The organism is Phytoactinopolyspora alkaliphila (assembly GCF_010550695.1).
GTDB lineage: Bacteria > Actinomycetota > Actinomycetes > Jiangellales > Jiangellaceae > Phytoactinopolyspora > Phytoactinopolyspora alkaliphila.
The window spans coordinates 37212-62912 of sequence record NZ_JAAGOB010000006.1; the positions used below are offsets into that span (position 1 = coordinate 37212).

Below are 25701 nucleotides of genomic sequence, written 5' to 3' on the forward strand. Positions count from 1 at the left end.
CCGGCTACGGAACTACCGCGCCGATCTGGATCAGGCCTGGATAGAGGGCGAACAGGACGGTGACGGGCAGGGGACCGAAGACGACCGGCACCAGCATGGCGATTTCCTTGCGGCCACCGATTTCCATCAACGTTCGTTTGCGCAGGTCGCGTACATCCGCAGCTTGCGCGCGAAGTACGTCGGCCAGCGGCGTACCACGCTCGACCGCGACCGCGATGCCGTCGACGAAACGCGCCAGGGGTGTCAGGCTCGTCCGATCCGCGGCGCGGTCCAATGCCTGGACAAGGCCGGCCCCGGCGCGCGCGTCGGCCAGCGCGCGTTGCAGCTCGCGGGAGAGCTCACCGGAGCTGGAGCGCGCGACGCGTTCCAGTGCGCCAACAGCGCCCTCTCCGGCGGCCACCGACAACGCCAGAAGGTCCGCGATGGTGGGGAACTCGGCCAGCATCCGTCGCTCGCGTTCGCGGACTGCTGCGGTGAGGCGCTGGTCGCAGGCGACGATGCCGCCCACAGCGGCGGCGGCCGAGAAGAAGACCAGCAGCAGCGGTGAGCCACCGTAACCACGCGCGAGCATGAGCAGGCTGACGGCGATCCCGCCGATTCCACCTGTAGCGGCCCACAACAGCTGCCTGGTCCGGAACTCGTGCAGCTCCTCAGCGCGGCCCGCCTGATCGAGCCGCTTGCGAACGGAGCCTCCGCCGCCGACGACGCGCTCGAGATAGCGGGCTCCCCGTGCCAGGTACGGCCCGGCCAGCCGCTCCAGGGTGGGGAACGGCGTGATGTCGCGCTCGGCCAGCGCGCGCTCGATCCGGGCATCGGAATGCGTGCCCAGGTAGGGTGCGAGCCGGTCGTCGAGTGTGGGTCGGTTGCGGAACGGCAGACGAGACCACACGAGCCAGAGCCCGCAGCCGACGCCTCCGCCGATCAGCGCGCCCGTGGCCAGCCCTGGGCTCATCGCAGTACCCGCTCTTCACGAGGAAGCCGGCCGATGCGCATCATCAGGCGGTATGCCAGCACGCACACCCCCGCACCGGCCGCGAGGACCAGCCAACCCGACGGCGCGTTGTACGCCTGCACCGAGCTCGAGCGCAGGGACAGGAGCGCAAGCAGGACCCAGGGCGCCATGACGGCGAGCCGGGCGGCGTTCACCACCCAGGACTGCCGGGTCTCCAGTTCGGATCTGGTGCGGGCGTCCTCGCGCAAGAAGGTCGAGAGGGTCCGTAGCAGCCGCCCGAGGTCGGTGCCACCCACGTCCCGTGCGATGCGAAGCGACTCGACGATGCGGTCACCGGTGGGGTCGGCGAGCCGCTGCTTCAGCGCATCCAGGGAGCTGCCGAACGCCCCGCTGGCGCGGTAGTCCTCCCCGAATCGCTGGAAAGGGCGGCGCAGCGGCTCCGGGCCCCGGCTGCCCAGCTGTGACAGGGCGTCGGGAAGAGCCAGGCCCGCCCGCACGGCGGAGGCCAGGTTGTCGACAGCGTCCGGCCACAGGTCGCGCAGCTCCCGGCGACGGGCGCGAGCCCGGATCCGCACTAGGGACACGGGCACCTGTGCCCCGAAGAAGGCGAAGACCAGGGCGATGGGCCACGTGCGTGAGACGGCCAGGAAGACGATGCCAGTGACGGTGCCGAGGCCGAGACTGGACATGAGGACTTGCCGTGCCGACACCGCTTCCAGGCCCGCTTCGGCGATCAGGTCGTTGAGCCGGTGGATCAGGCCGGGTCCAGGCTGGTGCGCCGGCCGGTGCGGTCGCCGCCAGCCGTGCCATGCCATGAGGACGCCGACTCCGAACGTCAGACCGAGGATCGCGCCCATCAGCTCACACCGTGGAGTTCGCCATCCAGTACGGAAGGGAGGTGGATACCGGCGCGTTCGAATTTCGCCGGGTGTGGTGGGTATCCGTCCGCCCGCGCCAGCTCGTCGTCGTGGCGGGTGAAGATCGGCTCCAGCTCGATGACGTCGCCTTCGTACCGTCCGGGAACGGCGACGATCTCCGTGACCCGCCGCCGTCCGTCGTTCCCGATGTCGGCGTGCACAACCACGTCGACGCAGCTCGCCACCGTAGGCACCACGAACCCGCTGCTGATGTTCCCGCTGGCCAGCAGCGGAAGCAGGCACAGCTTGCGGATTGCCTCTCGCGCGCTGCTGGCGTGCAGCGTGCACATGCCCGGCTTCCCGGAACTCAAGACCAGGAGCAGGTCGAAGGCCTCCTCCTGACGCACCTCACCGACGACAACGCGGTCCGGCCGCTTACGCAGTGTCTCTTTGACCAGCCGCCGCAGGGTGATCTCGCCGGTGCCCTCCAGGCTGGGTTGCCTGGTCTGCATGGCCAGGACATCGGGCAGAGGAGGCTTGAGCTCGAAGACCTCTTCACAGGTCAGCACCCGTTGCTGTGCGGGAACGGCGGCCAGCAGGCAGTTCAAAAGTGTGGTCTTGCCGGCCTGAGTGCCGCCGCTGACGAGGATGTTGAGCCCTGCCACCACGCAAGCATCGAGGAAGGTCGCCGCCTGCCGGTTCAGCGTACCGAGGGAGACCAGATCGTCGAGGCTGGCGGCGCGGACGACGAACTTGCGGATGTTCACCGCCCAGTATCGGGCGGTGATGTCGGGAATGACGACGTGCAGACGGCTGCCGTCCGGCAGTAAGGCGTCGACGAAGGGGTTGGAGAGGTCTACCCGGCGACCGGAGCTCTTGAGCATCCGTTCGACGAGCGCCTCGACCTCCTCCTGGGTGAGGATGGTGGTGGTGAGCTCACTGATGCCACGCCGGGCGACGAAGACCCGGCTCGGCTCGTTGATCCAGATCTCCTCCACCTCGGGATCGTCGAAATACCGCTGGAGGGGCCCGTAGCCGGCGATGTTGTCGACCAGCGTCCGGGTAATCTCGGCCTGATCTCCCAGCGCCGGCAGCGAGCGGACCAGCGCCTGCTCCCCGTAGGAGGTGATCACATCGGCGACGATCTTCTGGACGACGTCGCGCTGCGCCACCGGGTCGATGCCTTCGCGGCGAATGATGCCCCTGACTTCGGCGTCGATGATGTCGACTGCCGCCATGACTTGCCCACCCCTCACAAACCTTGCGCCGGCGGATTAGGTGGATGATCATGCCGGTGCCGGTCACGGTGCGCAAGGGGCCAATTCGGTTATCCACAGGCTGGCGTTGTCAGCCCATGGCGTTCGCCACTCGGCCACGAATGATGCTCAACCTGCTGTACAGGCGGTCGCCCGGGCATGCGGTGGCGCCGGCGTCGCGGTGACCCGCGATGGCGGGCTGCGGGGTGAGGCTTGAGGGATAGGAGACGCGTGTCGGATCGACGCCGTGGACCGTGAACTTCCACGCGATCACCCGGGCGATGGCCGTGAGAGCGGCATCGGACGGATTGGTGCTGCCGTAGCTGCCGAGCAGGCTCGTCCCGAAGGCATAGCTGTTGTAGCCGGAGGTGTGCGCGCCGATCACCGCGCGGGTGACGCCGCCGTGCCGGCCCTCCCAGATCCGGCCGAACCGATCGACGAGGAAGTTGTACCCGATGTCTTTCCAGCCGCGCCCGTTGACGTGATAGGCGTAGATCGAGCGGATGATTCCCGGCACATCGGACTGGCTGTAGCCGTTGCTACCGGCCGTGTGATGGACGAACGCACCGCGGACCTGGCCGTAGGTAGCGCTACCGCGGATCGATTCGTCGGCGCCCCAGTTCGCTCTCGATCGGATCGTGGGGCGAGACGCGGCGGCCGACATGTCGCCGTTGTACGGCGCTGCCACCGCGGCGTCGCCCGGTGAGTGCCCGGCATCGACCAACTCGATGCCCAGGTCGTGAGGTATCTCGCCGTCCGGCGTCTCGATCCGGAGCTCGACGGCATCGGAATCGCCGGTGATGACGAAGTCGGTGCCACGGCGGGCCCGAAGCGCCTCAGGGAAGTCCGGGTCCGGACCGTGCTCGTCGTCGTGCAGAGCCCTCCACGCAGACCATCCGCCGCCTCGGCTACGCGTGCGCAACAGGAGCGTGGCCTCCGACGGCGCGTCCCCCGACCACGTCAGCGCGGCGCCGGAGAACGAGTCGGTGCGGATCTGCTTGGTCGCGAGGATGCCCACGGCGGTGGAACGGCGCGCTGCGCTGTCCGCGCCCGCGACCTCCCGCAGGTGGGCTGCTCGGCCCACCGTGCGCAACGTGCCGCGACCGATGGAGACTCGCTCGATTCGCGGCACGGCCGGACGAGCCTGCGCGTTGGCAGGCAACGCGGAAAGCACGGGCACGGCGGCGGCCAGCCCAGCCGCGAGCGGTGCGCCGAGTGCGAACTGCAGGACAGACCTCCGGGTGGGGTCGTGGTGTAACGGGCCGGTAGAGGCGCGCTCGGTGGTCATAGTTATCTCCCCCGCAACTTCCGTGACTCTCTGTCACGGTTGGTTTTGAGGTTAGTGGTCATGTTTGTGACTCGTCGAGCGATTCGAGGAGATTTCCGGCTGCGGCGTCCCGGCCGCGCGGGGCGATGAAGATCTTGTCCACAGCACCGATCTTCTGCTCATCCAGCGCCGCGGAGAACTCGTCGAGGCCGAAGAAGGCCGTGGTGAGCCGGTCGAGTCCCAGGCGAGGGAGGAGGGCGACGGCGCGCTGGTGGGTGTACGGGTTGATGACCGATCCGAGCAGCGTGAGCTCGCGGCTGAACAGCTCGTGCGGGCTGATCACGGCGGTGTCACCTGGCGCCGCGACGCCGAAGACGAGCACCCGTCCGCCCCGGGCCGCCATCGCCACGGAGGTCTCGAGAACGGCGGCCGAGCCGACGGCGTCGATCACAGCGGGAAACCCCAACCCGCCCGTCGACGCCAGCGCGGCGTCGGCGCATCCGTCCTGGTGCGGATCGAGAGCGAGATCCGCCCCCATCCGCTGGGCCAGCTCACGCCGGCTGAGCTGAGGGTCCATCACCACAATGGGCGAGGCTCCGAGCAGCCGGCCGAGCGCGACGAGGATCGCCCCGGCGGGTCCGCAGCCATGGATCAGCAGCGGCTCGCCGGAGGTGACGCCGAGCCGATCCAGGCCATGTATGCAACACGCGACTGGTTCGCACAGTGCGCCGATCCATGGTGGTGTCTCAGCGGGCAGGCGGTAGGCGATCCGCGCGGGCGCCACCATGCTCTCGGTCATGCCGCCGTCCAGCCGCACGCCATAGCCGCGCTTGGCCCCGCAGAGGTGCTCCCGACCGGCGCGGCAGTAAGAACAGGCCGTGCAGTACCGGTGCGGCTCGACGGTGACCAGGTCCCCGACCTGGACTCCAGTGGCGTCGGATCCGAGCTCCACCACCCGGCCGCATATCTCGTGCCCGAGTACGACGCCGTCCTCGGCGGTGAACTGGCCCGCGACGATGTGCGCATCAGTTCCGCAGACACCCACGGCGAGCGGAGCGATGCGGACGCTGGCCGGGGCCAGGGCGGGCGGGGGCTCAGAGACGGTCTCGTATCCGCCCGGCGCACGGAACCGCAGTGACGTCACGTGGGCGACGGACGGGTCAGCCATCGGAGCGCAGGATCTCGGTGAGCCGGGCGATGTGCCGCCGCGCTGCCGCCTCGCTGGCGTCGGGATCTCCCGCCGCGACGGCCTCGAAGATCTCGCGATGGTCATGCAGGGCGCGGTCCATTCCACCACTGACACTGGTGGAGCGCATTGCGATCATGATCTGGCCTTGGATCTGGTCGAGCATCCGGGCGATAACCGGACTGTTGGCGGACTGCCGGATCTCGCGGTGGAAAGCGGCGTCCACGTCGATGTGCCGGTCGAAGTCGCCGCTCGCCACCACCTCGTCGTGCTCGGCCAGATTGTCCAGGAGGCGGCGCCGGAGGTCATGCGTGAAGTGTGGAGCCGCCAGCCGTGCCGCCATGCCCTCGAGCGCTTCCCGCGCCTCGTACAGGCTGACCAGCTCGGCGCGGCCGATGCTGGAGATCACCGCTCCGCGGTTGAGGGTCTCCTGGGCCAGTCCTTCACGGACCAGCTGGAGCACCGCGTCGCGTACCGGGCTGCGGCTCACGCCGAGCTCGCGGGCGATGGCCGGCACGGACAGACGCTCGCCCGGTTCGAGTCCGCCGGTGAGGATGCGATGCCGCAGGGTTCGATAGACCCGCTCGCCGACCCGGACACCTGGCCGAAGGAGAGGCCCACTCGCCACGTCTGTCACTTGTCTGCCTCCAGCCTTCAGGACCCGGATCCGGCGACCGCCACGTCTTCGACCGGTGCCGCCTGGCGCTGGAAGGTCGAGACGAACCGGGCGTACTGTTCGGCGACCCGGTTCACGGCAGTCCCATGATCCACGGTCCCGGCCAGGAGGTCACGCATCGCTTCCCACCAGATGCTGCGCCCGATGGCGAATCCGGTGAATCCGGAGCGCGCGGCGTCTGCGAGCCAGCCGTCCACGACCGGGCCGGGGGCGCCGGCGCCGAGGAGGATGCACTCGCCTCCGCCGGCGGCCGCGAGCTGCACCGCGGCGGCGTAGGACGCTTCAGCTCCGGATTCCGCGCCCAGGTGTTCCAGCTTCCAGACGTCGACGGGTACCTTCGCGGAGATCTCTTCCATGCCGCGCAGGATCAGGCCGGGCCGGATCTTCTCGTCGAACACGGCGTGATCGCCCGCGGCGGCCTCCTGCGCGGGTGTCGGCGGTACCAGCAACTCGAACAGGAACCGCGATCCGGCGTCGTGAGCGAGCCGGGCCGTCTGCTTGAGGCGACGCAGCTGGAGCTCGTTCGCCTCCCGGTCACCCTCCGGGTTGTATCGCACCAGGACTTTGGCCAGGTCGGGTTGGTGATACGCGAGATGCGAACCGACGTCGTCCGGTTCGTCCTCGTAGATCTCCCGCCCGGCGCGCTCGAGCGGCATGCTGACGGTGACGCCGAGCGCGCGAGCCCGCTCGGCCACACCGGGTCCGAGCGTGGCGTCGACGAGTATGGCGGCCGACGCACGGTCAACCGTGCCTGACTCGACAGCCGCCAGAAGGCCGTCGAGCACCATGTGCTTGCCGCGGCAGATCGCGGCGCGCTGGTCCGCCGTGGCCGGACTGGTGTGGGAGTACAGCGCCTGGGTCAGCCAGGGCCGCTGGTCGACGGCGAGAACGAGAAGGTGGGGGTGGTTCACGAGGCTGCTCCGGTGACGATGAATGGTTTGAGGTGGACACCCGCGACGAACGTGTCGAAGGCTTCCGGTAGTTCGGCCAGGGTCAGTGGGTGCGCGAGCTTGTCCCGCAGGAACGCGCCGCACCTGCGGAGCACCTCCCAGTTGCCGTCCACCTCGTCGAGGGGAAAGTAGAACGACCGCACGGTGAAGCAGTCGGTGCGCCGCCACCGGGGCGTCGCCGGCATCGTGTACGGGTCGTTCGACTCACCCAGCGCGAGGACAGCGCCTCCGGGAACGATGACCCGCTGGGCGAGCGCCCGCGCCTGCCCGGCGCCGCTGACCTCCACGGCGATGTCGTACTGGTTGTGACTCTCCAGATCGGACGCCTCCTTGGCGCCGAGTTCCAGCGCGAGTGCCAGCCTGCCGGCGTTCGGGTCGTAGGCGTGGATCTCGGGTATCCCGAGGGCCTGGGCGACGGCAATCACGCCGAGGCCCAGCGGGCCGCAACCGACCACGATCGCCGATTGCGGCGGCTCGGACTGCGTGCGCAACGCGAGCCGGAGCCCGTGTGCCGCCGTGCCTACGGTGTCGAGGCCCAGAACCGCGACGTCCAGTGGGACGTCGTCAGGCACGGGGATGACGCACTGTGCCGGGACGTCAACGTAGGTGGCGAAGCCGCCGTCCCGCTGCCATCCGATGAGCTCACCGAGGTCAAGGCAGCGGTTTGTCTGCCCGCGGCGGCATTGGCCGCACTGCCCGCAGTACACCGGGATGTAGACGATGGCACGCGTCCCGGCGGCTGTGCCGGTGCTGTCGGCCGCGTCGACGACGACACCGGCGATCTCATGGCCCGGAACCACCGGTGAGCCGCTGGCCAGCAGCCGCTTGTCCGAGCCGCACAGCGCGCATACCTCCACCCGGAGACGCACCTCACCGGCTCGTACCGGTCCCATCGCCACGTCCTGGAACGTGATCACTCCGTCCCCGGAGAACCTGGCCGTGGTGTTCGTCGTCATTTCACCGCACCTCCGGTGAGTCCGCGGACCAGCCAGCGCTGCGCGAAGATCGTCAGCAGGAAGGCCGGCAGCGAGATCAGGGCGCTCGCTGCCATGAGGCCGCCGTAGTCGCTGGCGCCCTGGCCGATGAAGTTGAACGCGATGACCGGTAGCGGCAGCGTGTCGTTGTTCGCCAGCGCCAGTGCGAACAGGAAGAAGTTCCACGAGAAGATGAAACTCAAGGTCACCGCGACCGACAGCCCAGGAAGCGCGAGCGGCAGCACGACGTTCCTGAACCGCTGAATGACGCTGCAGCCGTCCAGCATCGCCGCCTCCTCGAGACTGATCGGGATGTCCTCGAAGAAGGGGATGAGCAGCCAGATGCACAGCGGCAGGGTGATGATCAGGTGCGCGGCGATCAGCAGCAAGAAGTTCAGCCCGGTGTTCGACGGTGCGCCGATGTTCACCGACAGCACGAACAGCGGCAGGACGAACATGACTCCCGGCGCCATCCGCGCGAGCAACGTGAGGAAACCGACGCTGGCAAGCCGGCGCCGGACGATCACGTAGGCGGCCGGCACTCCCAGGATGAGACCGAGCAGGGTCGAACCGCCCGCGATGACGAAGCTGTTGCGGATGTAATACACGAACGCGAAGCGCTCGAACAGGTTGGTGAAATTGCCCAGGGTCAGCGGCGTGGTGATGTCGAAGATGGAACCGGTGATGTCGACGTTGCGGCGGAACGCCGACCACAGCATGAACACCACGGGCCCGAAGAAGACCAGCGCCGCGACAAGGTAGCCGGCGTAGACCGGAACGATCCGGCGGCCACGGGCCTGGGCGGTGTCAGTACTCAATGGTCTGCCTCCTTCGCCACCAGGTGAACAGGCCCGCGATCGCGACCACCAGCACCAGCAGGCTGAGCTGCAGAGCGGCGGCGTAGCTGGCCTGCTGGTCGATGAACGCGGTCCGGTATCCGTACACGTTGAGCGTGTTGGTCGAGTTGACGGGACCGCCCTGAGTCATCACGTAAACCGTGTCGAAGAACCGGACCAGGTCCACGGTGCGCAGCAGCACGGCGACCGAGATCACCGGCATCAGCAACGGAAGCCCGACGTGCCGGGCCTTGCGCCAGTTCGATGCTCCGTCGATCGAGGCGGCCTCGAACGGATCGCTCGGCAATGAGCGGATTCCGGCCGCGATGATCAGGGCCATGAACGGCGTCCATTGCCAGATGTCGACAATGGCGATCGACCAGGGCGCGATGTTGGGGTCGCCGAGCCACACCACGGGGTCGATACCGACCGCGTCCAGAATCTGATTGGCGGCGCCGAGCGAGGGATCGTAGATCAGCAGCCACACCAGGGCGACCGCCACAGACGCGGTGATCGCGGGGATCAGCATCAGGCCCTGGAAGATCCGCCGGCCCGGAACGTCGATGCTGAGCAGGTAGCCGAGGGCCAGCCCGAGAAGCGTCTCGACCACGAGGCACACCACGAACAGGAACAGGGTGACCCGCACCGAGTTCCAGAACAGCGGATCGTCGAGCATCCGGGAGAAGTTCGCCCAGCCGACGAAACCGCTGTTCGAGCCGTCCGGCCGCCGGTCGGAGACCGACAGCCAGACGGTGTACAGCACCGGCAGGATGACCAGGAAACCCGTGACGATCACGGCCGGCAGCATCAGCGGCCAGACCCCCCGGGCCACCGGAGCCGGACCGGCTCGCCGGCGTGTGGGCCGGTGGTCCTTGCCGTGCTCGCCTCGGCGAGCGGTCTTCGTCGACGTTGTCATGGTGGCCGTCATTCGTTATCCGTCTGCAAGCAGCGGTTCGAGGCCGGACTGGATCTCGGCTGCCGCATCCTCCGGAGTCGCCTCACCGAGGATCACCTTGCCGACGGCGTCGCCGATGACCTGGCGCATAGCCGGTGCATTGGAACCGACCGGACCCACCTCGACGTTGCCGTTCTCCTGAAGGTCGGCGACGGCTTCCCGCCAGGCCTGCTGCGTCGGCGTGTCCAGGGTGTCGGTGTAGGCCGGGTCCTCGGCGACGGACGCGCGCGGCGGGGCGATGTCCGCCTCGGTGAGGGCCAGCTGAGTCTCGGGGCTCGTCGCCCACTCCAGGAACTGCCAGGCGGCCTCCTTGTTCTCCGAGTGCGGCGACATGGCCAGGCCCCAGGAGAGCACGGTGGGCGCGGGGCCGGCGGAGCCGGCCGGCACCGGGACGATGCCGATGTGCTCGGTCACGGTCGAGCTTCCGGGGTCGGCGACGCTGTTCAGCTCGTTGCTGGACTCGAGCATCATCGCGGCCTTGCCCTGGGCGAACAGGGTCGAAGACTCGGTGAACGAGTAGTTGATCACCCCGGGTGGCCCGGACTCCCGGGCGAGGGTCGCGTACTGGTCGATGGCCTCGACGGCGCCCGGCTCGTCGAAGTTGGGAGCGCCCTGATCATCGGTGAACTCAACGCCGTTGCCGTGGACGAACGTGCCGAACGTGAACGGGAGGGCCGCTGCCGCGCCGCGCAATGTGATGGGGGTGATGCCAGGATCGCGATCGGCGATCTCCGCCGCCGTGTCCAGAAGCTCGGTGAGCGTCTCCGGCGGGGTCAGGCCCCACTCGTCGAACAGGTCTGTCCGGTAGTAGAGCACCGGACCTTCGACGTTCACCGGCACGGCGTACGTGGTCCCGTCGACTTTCATGCCGTCGATGGCGCCGCGGCTGAAGTCGTCGGCGTCATATTCCGACGGGGCGCCGCTGATGTAGTCGTCCAGCGGCTCGTAGTATCCCGACGTCGCGAAGAGCGGCCCCTCGCGGGACGGGAGCGTCATGAAGACGTCCATGGCCGAACTCTTCGACTGGAGGTTGAGCTGGATCTTGTCCCGCGCCTGTTGCTCGGCGAAGGTCTGGACGTCCACCTGAATGCCCGTCTCCTCTTCGAACTCGGGGATCAGCGGCTCGATGCCTCGCTGGAAGGGGTGGTTCGACATCACCAGCGTGACCGAGCCCTCTCCGCCCTCCCCCTCGGACATGGCGTCGGACGGACTGCCGCAGGCCGGCAGGACGAGTGCTCCGGCCACGACGGCGCAGGAGATGACTGTTTTCCGAGTACTCATGATTCCTCCGTTGGAGTGGTGAGTGTGGAAGCCGTTGATGCGCTGGGCCGCACGACGAGCGGTGCGAGCCAGGAGTGGAACGAGCGAAGATCACGTGGATCGGACGTTCGCCAGCGGTCAGGGAGTGTCCGGGTGCGCCCGGCCGCGTCGTGCAGTGGGATCAGCGGATAGGTCACCGCGTAGTCGTCGCCGGGGCATCGGTCGATGCCCACCATCACCGCCGTGCCGGACGATGGGCCCGTGAGCACCCGCGCCGCCTCGACGCCGGCACGCCTGGCCTCGACGGCGTCGACCTCGCTGGTCAGCGCGGAAACACAGCGTTGAGCGACCCCCAGCACTTCGCCGCGGGCGGGCAGGCCGAGCTCGGTGGTGACCAGCTCGGCCAGGTTCCTCGCCACGCCACCCGTGATGAGGGTGGTGTGGTTCGTGGCGTGCACCGGCGCGGCAGTGAGCTCGGGCGCGAAGCCCTCGCTGACGACCACCAGTGCTCGGCCGTGCTGGCCGACCAGTCGCCGCACATCGGCCAGGAACGCGTCACGGTGGAACGGCAGCTCGGGCGGATACACGCGATGGACCGGGTGCTGCACGTCGACCGGCAGCGTGGCGGCGAGCGCGAGCCAGCCGGTCGCACGGCCCATCGTCTCGACGATCCGCACCGGCTCCACCGAGGTCATGGCGCGGTGGTCGCGGGCGATGTCAGGCAGGACCGTGGTGAGGTAGCGGGCTGCCGAGGCGAACCCCGGCGCGTGATCGACGCCGAACAGATCGTTGTCGATGGTCTTAGGAATGCCCGCCGCCCGCAGCGGCACCTCCCGGTCTCGCGCCCGGTCCGCCACCGCCGCGAGGAGCGCCATGGTGCCGTTCCCGCCGATCAGCGAGATGCCGTCGACGGAGTGCTCGACGACAGCGTTGACGATGGCGTCGACGTCAGCCTGGCTGGTGGCCCGGCGTCCTCCGCCGAGCCACGATCCGCCGGCGTTCTCGGCACCGGCAGGCACCTCGACGTCGGCCAGCCGATGGAAGTCGCCGGCCACCAGGGCATCCGGTCCTCCACGCGCCACCAGCACCTCATGCCGGCCCGCGCCGCGAAGGAACCCCGCCACGCTGCGGTTCACGACGGCCGTCGGCGCCCCGGTCTGGCCGAGCAGAAGGCGCATCACGCACCCCCGACGGCCGTGGTGCGGTAGTGCCGGAACTCGTCGAGACCCCAGCGGCCGCCCTCGTATCCGATACCGGACATCCCGGTACCGCCGAACGGCGCGCCGGGATAGTTGGGGGTGCCGGTGTTGATCCCGACGATGCCCGCCCTTAGCCGGCGCGCCACCGCGCCCGCGGCGTCGAGGTCCGTCCCGCACACGTAGCCGGCCAAGCCGTAGCCGGTGTCGCGGTGCTCGGCGACGGCCGAATCCACGTCGGCGAAGGTCCTGATCGCCGCGATCGGCCCGAAGATCTCCTCGGTGACGACAGCGGCGGATGCCGGGACGTCCACGAGAACGGTAGGCGCCACGTAGTGACCGCGTACCGGCAGCGGCACGGCGTCCGAGACGATCCGCGCGCCGCCGGCGACGGCCTCGTCCACCAGGCCGCTCAGCCGGGCGGGGTCACCCGCCGGCGCCATCGGCCCGAGACCCGTGCCGTCGTCGAGCGGGTTCCCGACGGAGACGGTGGCCGTGGCGGCCACGAACGCGTCGACGAAATCGGCGGCGACCTCCTGAGCGACGAAGATCTGATTCGCGGCGATACATGACTGCCCGTTGTTCCGGTACTTGGCCACCATCAGCGTCTGCGCCGCCTGTTCCGGATCCGCGTCGGCGAGAACGATGAACGGCGCGCACCCGCCCAGTTCCATGACCGTGCGGAGGAATCGGGGTGCCGCTGCGGCCGCGACGATTCTGCCGACGCGGGTGGACCCGGTGAAGGACACCGCGCCCAGCCGGGAGTCGGCCAGCCACGGCTCCACCACATCGGACGGATCGCCGAGGACGGTGTTGACGACGCCGGCCGGTAGGTGACGGTCGATGAGCGCGCTGAGGACCAGAGACGACACGGGAGCCAGCTCGGACGGCTTGACGACGGCGGTGCATCCTGCGGCCAGCGCCGCGGCGAGCTTGCGTGCGGGGATGGACACGGGGAAATTCCACGGTGTCAGGACGGCGACGACACCGGCCGGTTCGGCCTCGACGATGTGCGCATGCCCGGCCACCGCGTCGAACCGCTCGGAGTCCTGCTTCTCGACGAGATCGGCGAAGACCCTGAAGTAGACGGCGGACAGCCCGAGCTCCGCCGCTGATTCGGCGACTCTCTTGCCGGTCTCGCGGCTGATCAGCTCCGGCCACGATGTCGTCGTAGTGGCGGCGTCGAGGTCGTCGGCGATCCGCCGGAGACCGTCGGCGCGTGCGGAGGGAGGGGTGGCCGCCCACGTCCGGCCGGCATGTGCCGCCGCTGTCATTGCGGCCGCCGCCTCGGCTTCGCCGCCCACGGCAGTGTCGGACCACACCTCACCGTCGATCGGGCTGCGCAAGCTCATCCGCCGGAGCCCGTCCGCCCGGGCCTCGCCGGCGATCCGCACCGACGTCGACGCGGCGAGCACGTCGGCGACGAGCTGGTCGATGACACTGGTTCGGGGGTTCACACAGCCTCCTCGGTTTCGGCCAGAGCGTCGAGATCGATGTCGAGGCCCAATCCAGGACCGTCCGGCACCCGAACGGTCCCGTGGCCGGTCAGCAACGTGTCGGTGCCGGCTCGCATCGGGTTGGCCCGGATGTCCCACTCCACCAGGCCGGTGCCTGGAACGGCGGCCGCCACTTGGATGGTGGCCGCGGTCGCCACCGCGCCGTTGTAGAGGTGGGGGTTGACGATCACGCCGGCCCGGTGGGCGAGCTCGTGCACCCGCAGGTATTCGGTGGGGCCGCCGACCTTGGAGAGGTCCGGCTGGACGATGTCGGCGGCCCGTCGCTCGATGTACGGCGCGAACGCCGCCGCGCCGTAGAGGTTCTCGCCCGTGGCGACCGGTACTCCGCCCGCCTCGCGCAGCCTCGCGAGATCGTGCGGATCGTCCCCGCTGATGGGCTCCTCGATCCAGGCGACGCCTACGTCGCGCAGCAAGGGCGCCATCTCCAAGGCCTCGGTCAACGACCAGGCCTGGTTGGCGTCACCGAAGATCTCGACGCCCTGACCTAGGATCGCCCGGGCGAGCCGCAGGTTCGACTCGTCGCGTTCCGCGCCGAAACCGAGCTTGACCTTGACCGCCGTCAGCCCGAGCTCGAGGCAGCGTTGCGCCGAGGTCTCCACGCCGGCCGGGCCCAGACTCGACCCGTAGACGGGGAGTTCAGAGGCGAGGGATCCACCGAGTGCGTCGGCGAGCGAGACGCCGGCGTGCCGGGCCGCGATGTCCCACAAGGCGGTGTCGACAGCGCTGATGGCCTGGTGAATCGGCCCGAGCGCGCCCCATTGCCGGCCGATCGGAGACAGGATCGAGACCAGGTGTTCATGGGCGGCCACGGGGTCCGTGAACTCGCGCCCGACTACCAGAGGAGCCACTCCCTCATCGATGGTCGCCACCCGCTCCCGCCAGGCCCAGGCGGGGTAATTGACCCACGACTCGCCCATGCCGCGGCTGCCGTCGGCGAGTTCGATGACCACGACGGCCATCACCCGGTGGCCGAGGGGTCCGAAAGACATCGCCACCCCATCCGTCACCGGCGTCCGGAAGACCCGGCAGGTGACGGCAGCGACCGAGCTGGCCGGCAGTGGCGGCGGCGGTGCCGTGAGCCGGTCGTCCGCGGACAGCTCGGAGGCCACGGAGCGCGACTGTTCGTTTATAAACATTGCATGCAGTGTTCGTGACGACAGCCGCAGATGTCAAGAGGGACCCGGAAAGTCGTGCCGGCGCCGCGCTCAGGCGACGACGATGCGAGCGCCGTGTTCCCGCAGGCGCGAGGTAAGCCGATCGCTGAACTGAGCGTCGGTGACCACCGTGTCGATCTGCTCGATGTCGCAGACCCGGACGGTGCCGGGGGCGCTTTCCTTCGACGCGTCGCAGACGAGCACGACATGGTCCGCGACATCGAGCAGCGCCTGCTTGACGCCCAGCTCGAGCTCCGAGCGGACGTACACGCCGCGGCCGTCGATCGACGCCACGCCAAGCATCATGACGTTCAGCCGCAGATTGCCGACGAACTGTGCGGCGCTCTGGCCAATGAGGGCCTGGTTCTCCTGGGACAGCTCGCCGCCGATGGCGATCACCCGCACGTCGGGACGGGAAAGCATCGTGGCCAGCACGGGAACGGAATGCGTGACAATGCAGCCGGCGAACTGATCCGGCAGGGCGCTGGCGACCTCCAGCGCGGTGGTGCCCGCGTCGATGCCCACGGTGTCGCCGGGCGAGATCATCTGCGCTGCGGCGCGTCCGATCCGGTGCTTGGCTTCGCCGTTGATGGAAGCGCGGGTGAGGAACGCGGGGTTCGCGCGCGCCTCGGGGGGAAGGCTGGCGCCCCCGTGCACCAGTACGGCCTCCCCGCTGGCTGCCAGGCGCCGCAGGTCGCGACGGACCGTCATCTCCGACACGTGCAGCTGGCGGCTGATGTCGGAGACCGCTACGTGGCCTGAGCGGCGCAGTTGATTGACGATCGCGGCTCGTCGCTGCGGCGCGGCGTCGTAGCGGAGGCCGGCGTCGCCGTCGGTCTCTCCGGGGCTGTCCAACACATGCACAGCGTACCGGGGATGTGAATGTCCATCCAATAATGGTAGTTTTCGAACATCTTCTGCGCGGTGCCGTTGTTCCGCGCCGCTGTCAATGAGAGGAATCGCGACGTGAACGATCCGATTGACCGACTGCGCCGACCATCCGGTGGTTTCGCGATGCTGGCCATCGATCAGCGCGAGGCGTTGCGCGCCATGATCGGCGACCTGCGTGGGCGGGATGTCTCCGACGGTGAGGTCACCCATTTCAAGGTGGCCGCGGCTCGCGCGTTGACGCCGCACGCATCCGCGGTCCTCGTCGACCACCAGTTCGGCTGGGACGCCGTCCTTGACGAGAAGGCCATCGACCCTGGATGTGCACTCATCACGGCTGCTGACCGGTTCATCCCGGGGCCGGGGGAGTTCGTCGCCGACGCGGTCATCGACGAGGACGTCGACCCGGCAGTGGTGCGGGAACAAGGTGCCGTGGCGATGAAACTGCTGGTCATCTGGCGGCCGGACGGTGACCCCGCCGCCAGGAAGGCCATGGTCGAGTCGTTTGTCGCCCGATGCCGTGACCACGGCCTGGCCAGCATCATCGAGCCGGTGTCCCGCGCGCCCCGAGCCGGTGGACCGTATGACGTCGACGCCGGCATCATCGCGGCGGCGCGTGAACTCGGCGCCCTGGGCGCGGACATCTACAAGACGGAAGTGCCGACACACGGCTCCGGACCCGACGACGAGATCCTCACCCGGTCCCGGGAGCTCGACGACGCGGTGGACGGCCACTGGGTCGTCCTCTCCTCCGGCGTGCGGGCGGAGCGGTTCCCGCACGCCGTGGAGCTCGCCTGCCGTGCCGGCGCATCCGGATTCCTCGCCGGGCGGGCCGTCTGGGCCTCGGTGGTCGGAAGCGACGACCTCGACGCCGACCTTCACCGTGTCGCCGTTCCGGCGTTGCGGCGGCTGACTCGTGTGGTGGACGAGGCCGTGTCTCGCTGACCGCGAGACCATCCTTGTCATGCAGCCGGCTCTCGTGGTGATCGCCGTGGTGACCGGAGCGACGCTCCAGCGCAGCACCGGGCTGGGGTTCGCTCTCGTCTCCGGGCCGTTCCTCGTTCTCGTCCTCTCGCCCTACGACGGCGTCGCCCTGGCCAACGTGCTGTCACTGATCACCTGCGTGATCGTGCTCGCGTCCACCTACCGGGATCTCGATTTCGGGCTGGCCGCCAGACTCTCTCTCGGCGTCATGGTCGCTGTGCCCGTCGGCGCACTCGTGGCGCGGTCGCTGCCCTCTCCGGCCCTGATGGTTCTGGTGGGGGCATTGGCAACCGTAGCGGTGGCCGTGGTGGCCATGGGCAGGCCGCTGGCCTTGCTCGCGCACCGCTCGGGGTCGCTGACGGCCGGATTCGTCTCCGGTTTCAGTAACGTCACCGCCGGTGTCGGAGGGCCCGCCCTGGCTGTCTACGGAGCGAGCACCCGCTGGTCGCGTGTCAGTTTCGTGCCGACGGTCCAGCTCGTGGGGATCGTCGCCAATGTGCTGTCCCTGATCGCGAAGCGTGACGCCCACCTTCCGGTCCAGCTCGTGCTGGGGTGCAGCGCCGCGGTGATCATCGGAACCATCGCCGGCCGGTACCTCTCCGGAGTCATGGGTGAGCGGACCGGCCGGGCGATCGTTCTCTCCCTGGCGGCTATCGGCGGCCTGATGTCCATCGTCAAGGGGCTGGTGTCATGGTGAGCGCGCACGGTGCCCTGGACGGATGGCGGCGATGCGCGGCACTGACACAGGGGCGACGGCAGAGCGCGTACTCTTGGGAGACGTGGCAGAACGTGATATCGACGCTGAGATCGCCGACCTCTCCCAGATGCTCACCGGCATCGAGCGGGTGCTCGAGCCGGACAAGCTGCGTGAGCAGGTCGCCGAGCTGGAGGACCAGGCGGTCTCGCCGGACCTGTGGGACGACGTCGACCACGCTCAGAAGGTGACCAGCCGGCTGTCCTACGCGCAGGCGGAGCTGCGCAAGGTCACTGAGCTGCGCCAGCGAGTCGACGATCTGCCGGTGATGCTCGAGCTGGGCCGGGACGAGAGCGACGCCGACGCGATGGCGGAGGTGGTCCGTGAGCTGGACGAGCTGCGGACTCTCATCGCGGACCTGGAGATCCGCACGCTGCTTTCCGGAGAGTTCGACGAGAGGGAAGCGGTCGTCACCATCCGCTCCGGTGCCGGAGGGGTCGACGCGGCCGACTTCGCTGAGATGCTGCTGCGCATGTATCTGCGCTGGGCCGAGCGGCACGGCTTCAAGGCCGAGGTCCTGGACACCTCCTATGCCGAGGAGGCCGGGCTGAAGTCGGCGACGTTCGAGGTCAAGGCTCCATTCGCCTATGGGAAGCTGTCGGTGGAAGCCGGCACGCACCGGTTGGTCCGCATCTCGCCGTTCGACAATCAAGGTCGTCGCCAGACGTCGTTCGCCGCTGTCGAGGTGGTGCCGCTCATCGAGCAGACCGACCACGTCGACGTTCCGGAGAACGACATCCGCATCGACGTCTTCCGCTCATCGGGTCCCGGTGGGCAAAGCGTCAACACCACCGACTCCGCGGTGCGCATCACGCACCTTCCCACCGGGCTGGTGGTGTCGATGCAGAACGAGAAGTCCCAGATCCAGAACCGCGCCGCCGCTATGCGTGTGCTTCAGTCGCGGTTGCTGGTGCTTCGCAGGCAGGAGGAAGAGGCGCAGAAGAAGGAGCTGGCGGGCGACGTCAAAGCGTCCTGGGGTGACCAGATGCGCTCCTATGTGCTGCACCCGTATCAGATGGTCAAAGACCTGCGCACCGAGGAAGAGGTCGGCAATCCGCAAGCCGTGCTCGATGGCGAGCTCGACCGCTTCATCGAGGCCGGCATCCGGTGGCGCAAGCAGCAGGAGAGCGTGTCCGCCTCGTAGGCGTTCCGGATCAGAACTCGGATAGAAGCGACATTCGTCACGATTGGTGCTGTCGGCATATTTCGTGATGTGTCGGATCTGGCGTACGAGCGAGATCTTCGGTAGTCTCCGGTCCGGCTGCCAAAGAGCGCAGCTCAGGCCTTCGGGGGGCCTGTAAGAGTTCTTGCAGTATGTGAGAGGCCAGGTTGCTTTAGCATGCCTATTTTCGCGCGCGCTACGCGCATTCATGTTCGAACTGTTGTCTCGGCGGGGCTTGCCAGCACGCTGGCTGGGGGAGCCTTGATCGCCGCCGGCCTGGTGTCGACCGCCTCGGCCGACGACCATTTCGCGGACTTCTATGAGGGTAAGCACCCGAAGACCTGTACGGAGGCCGGCCTCAACGGCGACCTGCTCGTCAAGGTGGAGTCCGAGAACGGCGAGGGCAAGTCGGAGAACGGAGTCACGGGGATCATCTCCGGAGACGACAACCAGTACCTCAACCTGGTGGTGGAAGGCGACCTGATCATCACAGGCACGATGATCAAGGGTGGTCCCGCCTACCGGATCTACTACGGTGGCCCGTACGAGAACATGCACGCGCCGTACCTTCACAACAGCGGCGAACTGATCGAGTTTGTCGACCCGACTGGCAAGAAAAAGAAGAAGAAGCCGGCGATCAGCAACTGGTTCGTCTGCGGTGAAGAGCCGGGCGGCGGCGATGAGAACGGCGCTGACGAGAACGGTGACGTGGACGGTGCCGATGAGAACGGCGATGTGGACGGTGCCGATGAGAACGGTGACGTGGACGGTGCCGATGAGAACGGTGACGTGGACGGCGCTGACGAGAACGGTGATGTGGACGGCGCTGACGAGAACGGCGATGTGGACGGCGCCGATGAGAACGGCGATGTGGACGGCGCTGACGAGAACGGCGATGTGGACGGTGCCGATGAGAACGGTGATGTGGACGGCGCTGACGAGAACGGTGATGTGGACGGCGCTGACGAGAACGGCGATGTGGACGGCGCTGACGAGAATGGTGCTGACGAGGGCAACGTGGACGGCACCGAGATGGGCGGCGACAACGGCGACGTGGACGGCACCGAGATCGGTGGCGACAACGGCGACGTGAACGGTGACGACGACGGTACCGAAGAGGGCGACGAAGGCGGCGAGGAGCTGCCGGACACCGGTTCGGCCACGGCTCTCTGGCTCGTCGGTGGGGCAGCGCTGCTGGCACTCGGTGGGGCGCTGCTGGTGTTCGGCCGGCGTACCTTCCGGGCTACCGTCTAGCCAGTAGTTCCACAGGCAGGACGAGAGTCGGGTCTGCGGCTCGGCAACGTCAAGGGTCCGGCATCCAGGTCGTCATCAACGACCCGGATGCCGGACCTTTGCTGTGAGCTGGTACGCACGACAGCGGCGTGGTCCTCGTGTCACGGTGCCGATACCTGGCGGACCACGTACACTCGACTGCGGCGCCCTGTGAACGGCCGGTTTCCGGGGCAAGGAACCTAACTTCGTCGGCGAGGCATTGTGATCCGATTCGACAACGTGACCAAGGTCTACCCCACACAGTCCGGGCCGGCTTTGGAGAGCTTGACCATGGAGGTTGAGCGAGGGGAGTTCCTTTTCCTCGTCGGTCCCTCCGGGTCGGGTAAGTCGACCTTCCTCCGTCTGGTGCTCAAGGAGGAGCGGCCCACCTCCGGCCGGATCCGGGTCGCGGGCAAGGACTTGCACCGGTTGTCCAACTGGAAGGTGCCGCACCTGCGCCGCCGAATCGGCACGGTGTTCCAGGACTTCCGGCTGCTGCCGAACAAGACGGTTTTCGAGAACGTGGCGTTCGCGCTGCAGGTGATCGGCAAGCCGCGCCGCCAGATCGCCCGGGACGTCCCGGCGGTGCTCGACCTGGTCGGGCTGGACGGAAAGCAGGATCGCATGCCGGATCAGTTGTCCGGTGGTGAGCAGCAGCGAGTCGCGGTGGCGCGGGCGTTCGTGAACAGGCCCTTGATCCTGCTGGCCGATGAGCCGACGGGGAACCTTGACCCGGCCACGAGCGTCGGCATTATGAAGCTGCTCGACCGGATCAACCGGACCGGCACCACGGTCGTGATGGCCACACACGACCAATCGATCGTGGACCAGATGCGTAAGCGGGTCATCCAGCTTGAGGACGGCCGCCTGGTGCGTGACCAGTCGCGTGGCGTCTATGGCTACACTCGCTGACCGCTGTCCCGCTGACCCTTCCTGAAAGAGTCCGATGCGCTTCCAGTATGTCTTCTCCGAGATCGCGAACGGTCTCCGTCGTAATCTCACGATGACCGTCGCGGTCGTCATCACCGTCTCCATCTCGATCGCGTTGTTCGGTACGGGCCTGCTGATCCGTGCCCAGTCCGAGGCGACCAAGGGCTACTGGTACGACAAGGTCGAGATCTCGGTATTCATGTGCAACGCCTACTCCGTGGGCGCCAACTGTGCCGGCGGCGAGGTGACCGACGTCGAGCGGGATACTGTCCGAGAGACTCTGGAGGCGCATCCGGAGGTCTCCGAGGTCTTCCACGAGACCCAGGAAGAGGCATACGAGCGGTTCACCGAGCCGCTGGACGACCCGGTGGCCGAGGTGATCACGCCGGATCAGCTCCAGGAGGCCTTCCGGGTCGCCCTGGTGGATCCGGACGAGTACGACGGTGTGGTCTCGGCGGTGGCGGGGCTTCCCGGGGTGCAGAATGTCCATGACCAGCGCGAAGTGCTCGGACCGCTGTTCAGGTTGCTCAGTGGGTTTCAGGTTGGCGCCATCGTGGTGGCGGTCATCCAAGTGATTGCGGCTGCGCTGCTCATCGCCAACACCATCCGCCTCGCGGCATTCAACCGCAGACGCGAAACCGGAATCATGCGACTCGTGGGCGCATCGAACTTCTATATCCAGCTTCCCTTCATTCTGGAAGCGGCGATTGCCGGGTTGATCGGTTCGATCCTGGGCTGTGTCGCGGTATTCGCGCTCCACGAGGTCGCGGTGAGCCGGCTTCTCGCGCCCAATTTCACCTTTACCGCATGGGTTGATCGAGGTGACGTGTGGATGATGGTGCCGTGGTTGCTTCTCACCGGCGTGATCATTTCCGCTTTCGCCTCATTCATCACTCTCCGCCGCTATCTGCGCGTCTAGTCGCATTCATCCCATTCTGTCCGCATCGCTCGCCTGAGCTGCGGCGATCTCACCCTCGGCGCCAGCCCCGGATTCATGTGGCATAGCCGCGTGCTCTTGTGCCGCTTTGTCTCCTCTATCATCACATCGGACAGCTGTCGCCCCCCGGCGGTTTTGCCTCACCTTCTTCCGTACTGCTGTGAATGATGTTACGGTCGTGAACGTCTGGTACGGAGGAGTCAAGTGTGAGTGATGTGACTAACGGGGCCTCGTGGTACCGCAGAGGTATCGCATTGCTGGCGGCATGTGGTATCGCCGCGACAATGCTCGTTCCTGCATGGGCGGGAAATCTCGAAGATCAAATTCGGGAGAACGAGGAACAGCTCCAGGAGACCGAGAAAGATCTCGAGGACATCCAGGAGGACCTCGCGCACTCCACCAAGGAACTCGGCGACGCGACGAAGGCCTACGAGAACGCGGTGGCCCAGCTCGCCGGGGCGGAGGAGCGTCTCGCCTCGGCCGAGGCCGAACTCGACGATGCGAACCAGGCGCTGGACGTGGCGCGAGGAGAACTGGCCGCGGCTCGGGCGGCCGACGCGAAGGCCGCGGACAAGCTGGCACAGGCGGAACGACGCGTCGCGGATCAGCTGGGCAAGATCGACGAGGTCAACGAGCGTATCGACGGCAAGCGCGCCTCGATCAGCCAGGTGGCGACGCAGGCGTACCAGCGTGGTTCCGGCGGCGAGCTCGCCGCTGTCGCGGCCGCGCTCAAAGCGGCGGACCTGCATGAGCTGGTCACCAACATCGAAGCCACGAAAGCTGTGGTGAACGCCGAGACAATCATGCTGACCGACCTTCGCGACGATCGAGCCGACCTGGCGAACGAGCGGGTAGTCCTGGAGGACCTTCAGGCGGAGGCGCAGGCCCTTCGCGACCAGGCTGCCGAGCAGCTGAAGGAGACCGAACGCCTGGAGGAGCGTGCGCGCCAGGTTCAGGCCGAGGCCGAGCAGGCCTCCAGCGACGCCGCCGACGCCAAAGCAGAGGTCGAAGCCCTGGTCAGCGATCGGGAGGCGGCGAAGGCCGCGGCCGAGAACGCGAAGGCGGAGAACGAGCGTCAGACACGCAAGCTGGAGAACGAACGAGACAGCATCCAGGGCGATATCGACCGCCTCCAGCGTGAGCACCGGGAACGGGAGCGCGAACGGGAACGCGAGCGGGAACGGGAACGCGAGCGGGAACGCGAGCGCGAGCGAGAGCGGGAACGCGACAGGAACGACGACCCACCGCCGGACAACGACAACAACGACCGCGACAACAACCGCGACGACAACGACCGCGACGATGACGGCAATGACGGCAACTCGTCGAGCGGGCTGCGCTTCCCCGTGGCCAATCCCTATGTGACCTCGCCTTACGGCATGCGGACGCACCCCATCACCGGCGTGCGCAAGCTGCACGACGGCACCGACTTCCGCGCCTACTGCGGCACGCCGATCCGCGCGTCGGCGTCCGGCCGGGTGGAGTGGGCGACGTACCGCGGCGCGTACGGCAACCAGGTCGCGATCGACCACGGCGGCAAGGTCACCACCTACAGCCACCTGTCCAGGTTCGCGGTAGGCGCCGGTTCGCGGGTGTCACAAGGTCAGGTCATCGGGTATTCGGGGACCACGGGCCTGTCGACGGCGTGCCACCTGCACTACATGCTCTACGTCAACGGCTCTTTGCAGAACCCGATGAACTACCTGCGATGAGCGACGACGGGGCCGTCCGCGCCACCTGCGGCATCTAATCGACTCGTGTTCCGGGCGTCCAGGATGAGATCCTGTACTCATGGCACGTGAACGAGGGCGCACGGTGGTCGCGCAGAACCGGAAGGCTCGGCACGATTATCACATCGACGCCACGTACGAGGCAGGCATCGTCCTGACCGGAACCGAGGTCAAGGCTTTGCGCGCTGGTAAGGCGTCGCTGGTGGACGGCTACGCCGATGTCCGCGACGGCGAGGTCTGGCTGCGCAACGTCCACATCCCCGAATACGACCTCGGCACCTGGAACAACCACGCGCCCCGCCGCTCACGCAAACTGTTGCTGCGTAAGGACGAGATCGCCAGGCTGATCGGGAAGACCAAGGAGACGGGCCACACGCTGGTGCCGCTGTCGCTGTACTTCAAAGACGGTTACGCCAAGGTGGAGATCGCCCTGGCCCGCGGTAAGAAGGCCTACGACAAACGGCAGGCCCTGGCCGAGAAGGAAGCCAAGCGCGAGGCCGAGCGTGCCATGGCGAGGGCCCGGCGCAGGTAGGATCACGCTGTGCGGCAAGGCAGTGGTTCGCGGCCCGCTGGGCGGCCGACGGGACTGATCCAGTCGGCGGACCGCGCCCTGCGCGTCCTGGAGGCCGTGGGGTCCGCGCCTGACGGAGTCTCCGCCCGCGACGTCGCCCAGCGTCTGGATCTGGCGCTCGCCACCACGTATCACCTGTTGTCGACGCTGACCCACGCCGGTTACGTCGTTCATCTCCCGGAACAGCGGCGCTACGTCCTCGGCTACAAGATCCACGCGCTCGACGCCGGCCTTCGCCGCCAGCTCAAGGTGACGGCGGCGACCCGGCGGGTGCTGGCTGACGTGCACCGCCTCGTGGACGCGCCCGTGTACCTGGCACTTTTCCGGGATCGCGAGGTAGTCATCGCGGACGTGGCCGATTCGGCTCGCCGCCCGCGGGTCCGCCAGCTCGACGTCGGTCTGTCCGAGGCGCCGCATGTCACCGCCTTCGGCAAGGTCATGCTGGCATCCATGGACCCGGGCGCGCGCAGGGAGCTGATCGAGCAGCGGGGCCTTCCGGCCCTCACGAGCCGGTCCGCCACCCGCCTCGACACGCTTGACGCCCAGCTGGAGCAGGTGCGCCAGACGCGGCTGGCCGTGGAGATCGACGAGTTCATCCCGAAGCTCTCCTGCATGGCGGCACCGGTCTCGGACGCTGCCGGCCGGGTGCGTGGTGCGGTCTCCGTCTCGGTTTCCACCACCGAATTCGGGCCCAGGCGCCGGGCCATCGAGGCGGCCGTCAGGCTCGGTGCCGGACAACTCGGCTCCACGTTCGCCTGATCGAGGCGCGAGCGTTCAAATAGCGACAACGACAGTTGCCGGAAACCCGGGCGTCACAGCACCGTAGTGCCACACACGTCGTCGTACGCGGAGGTCCGGCATGCCCAAGGTACTGATCATCACTGGTGACGCGGCCGAGGATCTGGAGGTGTTCTACCCCTACCAGCGACTGCTCGAAGAGGGCTATGAGGTGGACATCGCCGCACCGACCGTCAAGAAGCTCCAGTTCGTGGTACACGACTTCGTCGACGGCTTCGACACCTACACCGAGAAGCCGGGCCACTCCTGGCCGGCCGACGTCGCTTTCGCCGACGTGGATCCGCCGGCCTACGCAGCACTGGTGATCCCTGGTGGCAGGGCGCCCGAGTATCTGCGCAATGACCCGGAGGTGCAGCGCATCGTGCGGCACTTCTTCGACACCGGAGCGCCGGTGGCGGCGCTGTGCCACGGCCCCCTGATCCTGGGCGGCGCCGGGGTTCTACAGGGGAGAACCTCGTCGGCGTACCCGGCACTGGCCGTGGACGTGACGGCAGCTGGTGGGACGTTCGTCGATGCTCCGGACGTCGTCGACGGCAACCTGGTCACCGGCAGGGCATGGCCGGATCACCCGCAGTGGTTCCGACCGTTCATCGAACAGCTGCGCAAGGTCGCGCCGGTCGGGTGATCCGCGTGCGGCCG

General features: G+C 68.0%; 25 protein-coding genes. 10 read left to right on the forward strand and 15 right to left on the reverse strand.

Features of this window, described 5'->3' with window-relative positions:
• Nucleotides 1–4: 4 nt before the first annotated feature.
• From G1H11_RS12225 to G1H11_RS12295, 15 genes are all read right to left on the reverse strand, one after another.
• Entirely contained in the window at nt 5–952 is a 948-nt protein-coding gene (locus tag G1H11_RS12225) for a type II secretion system F family protein (RefSeq protein WP_163818869.1), read from the reverse strand.
• Nucleotides 949–1809 carry a type II secretion system F family protein gene (locus G1H11_RS12230; protein WP_163818870.1) on the reverse strand — a complete coding sequence of 287 codons (861 nt, stop codon included), beginning with the start codon at nt 1807–1809 and terminating at the stop codon, nt 949–951. The genes G1H11_RS12225 and G1H11_RS12230 overlap by 4 nt, the downstream gene beginning before the upstream one ends.
• On the reverse strand, nt 1809–3047 hold the full coding sequence (locus tag G1H11_RS12235; RefSeq protein WP_163818871.1) for a TadA family conjugal transfer-associated ATPase: 1239 nt from the start codon (nt 3045–3047) through the stop codon (nt 1809–1811). The genes G1H11_RS12230 and G1H11_RS12235 overlap by 1 nt, the downstream gene beginning before the upstream one ends.
• A gap of 109 nt (nt 3048–3156) precedes the next feature.
• Nucleotides 3157–4353, reverse strand: coding sequence for a peptidoglycan recognition protein family protein (locus G1H11_RS12240; protein ID WP_163818872.1), 1197 nt, complete (start codon nt 4351–4353; stop codon nt 3157–3159).
• 58 nt (nt 4354–4411) lie between these two features.
• The gene (locus tag G1H11_RS12245; protein WP_163818873.1) at nt 4412–5500 is read right to left on the reverse strand and encodes an alcohol dehydrogenase catalytic domain-containing protein; all 1089 of its coding nucleotides are present in this window, start codon (nt 5498–5500) and stop codon (nt 4412–4414) included.
• Nucleotides 5493–6146, reverse strand: coding sequence for an FCD domain-containing protein (locus G1H11_RS12250; RefSeq protein WP_163818874.1), 654 nt, complete (start codon nt 6144–6146; stop codon nt 5493–5495). Before G1H11_RS12250 ends, G1H11_RS12245 begins: the two co-directional genes overlap by 8 nt.
• Nucleotides 6147–6172: 26 nt before the next feature.
• Entirely contained in the window at nt 6173–7105 is a 933-nt protein-coding gene (locus G1H11_RS12255; RefSeq protein ID WP_163818875.1) for a 2-deoxy-5-keto-D-gluconate 6-phosphate aldolase domain-containing protein, read from the reverse strand.
• On the reverse strand, nt 7102–8100 hold the full coding sequence (locus G1H11_RS12260; protein WP_163818876.1) for an alcohol dehydrogenase catalytic domain-containing protein: 999 nt from the start codon (nt 8098–8100) through the stop codon (nt 7102–7104). The genes G1H11_RS12255 and G1H11_RS12260 overlap by 4 nt, the downstream gene beginning before the upstream one ends.
• The gene (locus G1H11_RS12265) at nt 8097–8936 is read right to left on the reverse strand and encodes a carbohydrate ABC transporter permease (protein ID WP_163818877.1); all 840 of its coding nucleotides are present in this window, start codon (nt 8934–8936) and stop codon (nt 8097–8099) included. The genes G1H11_RS12260 and G1H11_RS12265 overlap by 4 nt, the downstream gene beginning before the upstream one ends.
• Entirely contained in the window at nt 8926–9870 is a 945-nt protein-coding gene (locus tag G1H11_RS12270; RefSeq protein WP_163818878.1) for a carbohydrate ABC transporter permease, read from the reverse strand. Before G1H11_RS12270 ends, G1H11_RS12265 begins: the two co-directional genes overlap by 11 nt.
• A gap of 15 nt (nt 9871–9885) precedes the next feature.
• A complete protein-coding gene (locus G1H11_RS12275; protein WP_163818879.1) occupies nt 9886–11190 on the reverse strand; it encodes an ABC transporter substrate-binding protein in 1305 nt (434 codons plus the stop codon).
• A complete protein-coding gene (locus G1H11_RS12280; protein ID WP_163818880.1) occupies nt 11187–12347 on the reverse strand; it encodes a 6-phosphofructokinase in 1161 nt (386 codons plus the stop codon). Before G1H11_RS12280 ends, G1H11_RS12275 begins: the two co-directional genes overlap by 4 nt.
• Nucleotides 12347–13822, reverse strand: coding sequence for an aldehyde dehydrogenase family protein (locus G1H11_RS12285; RefSeq protein WP_163818881.1), 1476 nt, complete (start codon nt 13820–13822; stop codon nt 12347–12349). The genes G1H11_RS12280 and G1H11_RS12285 overlap by 1 nt, the downstream gene beginning before the upstream one ends.
• The gene (locus G1H11_RS12290; protein ID WP_163818882.1) at nt 13819–15018 is read right to left on the reverse strand and encodes a mandelate racemase/muconate lactonizing enzyme family protein; all 1200 of its coding nucleotides are present in this window, start codon (nt 15016–15018) and stop codon (nt 13819–13821) included. Before G1H11_RS12290 ends, G1H11_RS12285 begins: the two co-directional genes overlap by 4 nt.
• Nucleotides 15019–15087: 69 nt before the next feature.
• Nucleotides 15088–15894: a DeoR family transcriptional regulator gene (locus tag G1H11_RS12295; protein ID WP_163818883.1), complete on the reverse strand. Its 807-nt coding sequence runs from the start codon at nt 15892–15894 to the stop codon at nt 15088–15090.
• Between the two features lie 156 nt (nt 15895–16050).
• On the opposite strand from G1H11_RS12295, the gene G1H11_RS12300 reads away from it, so the two are divergent.
• The 10 genes from G1H11_RS12300 to G1H11_RS12345 all read left to right on the forward strand — a co-directional run bounded on the left by G1H11_RS12300 (nt 16051) and on the right by G1H11_RS12345 (nt 25687).
• A complete protein-coding gene (locus G1H11_RS12300) occupies nt 16051–16869 on the forward strand; it encodes an aldolase (protein ID WP_163819123.1) in 819 nt (272 codons plus the stop codon).
• A gap of 19 nt (nt 16870–16888) precedes the next feature.
• A complete protein-coding gene (locus G1H11_RS12305; protein WP_163818884.1) occupies nt 16889–17605 on the forward strand; it encodes a sulfite exporter TauE/SafE family protein in 717 nt (238 codons plus the stop codon).
• A gap of 82 nt (nt 17606–17687) precedes the next feature.
• Nucleotides 17688–18806 (forward strand): peptide chain release factor 2, encoded by a 1119-nt coding sequence (prfB, locus tag G1H11_RS12310; RefSeq protein ID WP_425501221.1) that lies wholly within the window; start codon nt 17688–17690, stop codon nt 18804–18806.
• Between the two features lie 195 nt (nt 18807–19001).
• Entirely contained in the window at nt 19002–20078 is a 1077-nt protein-coding gene (locus G1H11_RS12315; RefSeq protein WP_163818886.1) for an LPXTG cell wall anchor domain-containing protein, read from the forward strand.
• A gap of 240 nt (nt 20079–20318) precedes the next feature.
• Nucleotides 20319–21008 (forward strand): cell division ATP-binding protein FtsE, encoded by a 690-nt coding sequence (ftsE, locus tag G1H11_RS12320; RefSeq protein ID WP_163818887.1) that lies wholly within the window; start codon nt 20319–20321, stop codon nt 21006–21008.
• Between the two features lie 34 nt (nt 21009–21042).
• Nucleotides 21043–21945: a permease-like cell division protein FtsX gene (gene ftsX / locus G1H11_RS12325; RefSeq protein ID WP_163818888.1), complete on the forward strand. Its 903-nt coding sequence runs from the start codon at nt 21043–21045 to the stop codon at nt 21943–21945.
• Between the two features lie 224 nt (nt 21946–22169).
• A complete protein-coding gene (locus G1H11_RS27035) occupies nt 22170–23675 on the forward strand; it encodes a peptidoglycan DD-metalloendopeptidase family protein (RefSeq protein ID WP_163818889.1) in 1506 nt (501 codons plus the stop codon).
• Between the two features lie 79 nt (nt 23676–23754).
• Nucleotides 23755–24225 carry an SsrA-binding protein SmpB gene (smpB, locus tag G1H11_RS12335; protein ID WP_163818890.1) on the forward strand — a complete coding sequence of 157 codons (471 nt, stop codon included), beginning with the start codon at nt 23755–23757 and terminating at the stop codon, nt 24223–24225.
• Nucleotides 24226–24234: 9 nt separating this feature from the next.
• Nucleotides 24235–25023 (forward strand): IclR family transcriptional regulator domain-containing protein, encoded by a 789-nt coding sequence (locus G1H11_RS12340; RefSeq protein WP_163818891.1) that lies wholly within the window; start codon nt 24235–24237, stop codon nt 25021–25023.
• 100 nt (nt 25024–25123) lie between these two features.
• Entirely contained in the window at nt 25124–25687 is a 564-nt protein-coding gene (locus tag G1H11_RS12345) for a DJ-1/PfpI family protein (protein WP_163818892.1), read from the forward strand.
• The last annotated feature ends 14 nt before the right edge of the window (nt 25688–25701 follow it).

Bases quoted from the DNA above. Each gene is read 5' to 3' on its own strand.
- G1H11_RS12225 (WP_163818869.1), bottom strand. From the start codon at position 952: ATGAGCCCAGGGCTGGCCACGGGCGCGCTGATCGGCGGAGGCGTCGGC.
- G1H11_RS12230 (WP_163818870.1), bottom strand. From the start codon at position 1,809: ATGGGCGCGATCCTCGGTCTGACGTTCGGAGTCGGCGTCCTCATGGCA.
- G1H11_RS12235 (WP_163818871.1), bottom strand. From the start codon at position 3,047: ATGGCGGCAGTCGACATCATCGACGCCGAAGTCAGGGGCATCATTCGC.
- G1H11_RS12240 (WP_163818872.1), bottom strand. From the start codon at position 4,353: ATGACCACCGAGCGCGCCTCTACCGGCCCGTTACACCACGACCCCACC.
- G1H11_RS12245 (WP_163818873.1), bottom strand. From the start codon at position 5,500: ATGGCTGACCCGTCCGTCGCCCACGTGACGTCACTGCGGTTCCGTGCG.
- G1H11_RS12260 (WP_163818876.1), bottom strand. From the start codon at position 8,100: ATGACGACGAACACCACGGCCAGGTTCTCCGGGGACGGAGTGATCACG.
- G1H11_RS12270 (WP_163818878.1), bottom strand. From the start codon at position 9,870: ATGACAACGTCGACGAAGACCGCTCGCCGAGGCGAGCACGGCAAGGAC.
- G1H11_RS12275 (WP_163818879.1), bottom strand. From the start codon at position 11,190: ATGAGTACTCGGAAAACAGTCATCTCCTGCGCCGTCGTGGCCGGAGCA.
- G1H11_RS12280 (WP_163818880.1), bottom strand. From the start codon at position 12,347: ATGCGCCTTCTGCTCGGCCAGACCGGGGCGCCGACGGCCGTCGTGAAC.
- G1H11_RS12290 (WP_163818882.1), bottom strand. From the start codon at position 15,018: ATGTTTATAAACGAACAGTCGCGCTCCGTGGCCTCCGAGCTGTCCGCG.
- G1H11_RS12300 (WP_163819123.1), top strand. From the start codon at position 16,051: ATGCTGGCCATCGATCAGCGCGAGGCGTTGCGCGCCATGATCGGCGAC.
- G1H11_RS12305 (WP_163818884.1), top strand. From the start codon at position 16,889: ATGCAGCCGGCTCTCGTGGTGATCGCCGTGGTGACCGGAGCGACGCTC.
- G1H11_RS12315 (WP_163818886.1), top strand. From the start codon at position 19,002: ATGCCTATTTTCGCGCGCGCTACGCGCATTCATGTTCGAACTGTTGTC.
- ftsX (WP_163818888.1), top strand. From the start codon at position 21,043: ATGCGCTTCCAGTATGTCTTCTCCGAGATCGCGAACGGTCTCCGTCGT.
- smpB (WP_163818890.1), top strand. From the start codon at position 23,755: ATGGCACGTGAACGAGGGCGCACGGTGGTCGCGCAGAACCGGAAGGCT.
- G1H11_RS12345 (WP_163818892.1), top strand. From the start codon at position 25,124: ATGCCCAAGGTACTGATCATCACTGGTGACGCGGCCGAGGATCTGGAG.